1 pseudogene is annotated in these 996 nt (G+C 66.0%); it reads left to right on the top strand.

Annotation, left to right across the window (positions count from 1 at the left end):
* Window positions 1-996, top strand: a pseudogene (locus D180_RS06700) (RHS repeat protein); the annotation flags it as partial.

Below are 996 nucleotides of genomic sequence, written 5' to 3'. Positions count from 1 at the left end.
AGGTCGGCCGTGCGATCTCCAGCCAGCACGCCGGTGGCATCGACGGCATCACCCTGGCGTACTCGGCTGTCGGCACTCGCGTCACCGATGCGCTGGGCGATATCAACGATTACACGATGACCGAGGCGGGTGGTGCCTCGCCGAAGGTCGCCACCGTCGCCAGGACCGACGGCACGCTGCAGTACAGCTACAACGATCAGTCCAGCGACTTCCGCCGCCGGCTGAGCAGCGTCACCGATCGCCGTGGTATCCAGACCCAGCACAGCTACGCCGAAGCGACCGAGAACGGTGTTGCGGTGAACATCCACACCGTACGCGAGGCGGTTGGGCAACCGCAGGAGCGCACGACGACGACGCGGACGGCGGCTGGCAGCAATCGCCTGCTGTCGGTGCAGACCGGCGGGCGCACCGTGTCCTACAGCTATAACGATCGCCTGCAGCCGGTGCAGATGACGAGCAGCGACACGGCTTCAAGCAAGCAGCGCAGTGTTACCTACAGCTATTGCGAAGCGGCGGACGTGGCTGCGACCGACAGCACCTGCCCGATCCTGGGCCTGCCCAAGACGGTCGACGGCGCGCGTACCGACGTCAACGACATCACCCGCTTCACCTACTACTCCACCGACGACAGCACCTGCGCCACCTCCCCGACCACCTGCCCACACCGCAAGGGCGACCTGTGGAAGGCGACCAATGCGCTGGGTCAGGTCACCGAGTACCTGGCCTACGACGGCGCCGGCCGCGTGCTGTCAGCGAAGGACGCCAATGGCGTGGTCACCGACTACACCTACCACCCGCGCGGCTGGCTGACCGCCAGCAAGGTGCGCGGAACCGACGACAGCAGCGAGAGCGACGATCGCATCACCGCGATCGACTACTGGCCGACTGGTCTGGTCAAGCAGGTGACGCAGCCTGATGGCGCGTTCACCCGCTTCAACTACGACGCTGCACACCGGTTGACGGATATCGCCGACAACGCCGGCAACACCATCCACT

It is taken from the genome of Xanthomonas sp. SHU 166 (assembly GCF_000364685.1).
In the GTDB taxonomy this organism is placed as follows: Bacteria; Pseudomonadota; Gammaproteobacteria; order Xanthomonadales; family Xanthomonadaceae; genus Xanthomonas_A; species Xanthomonas_A sontii.
The sequence above is the reverse complement of the archived record's forward strand: the minus strand, read 5'-3'. Positions and strand labels throughout refer to the sequence as shown.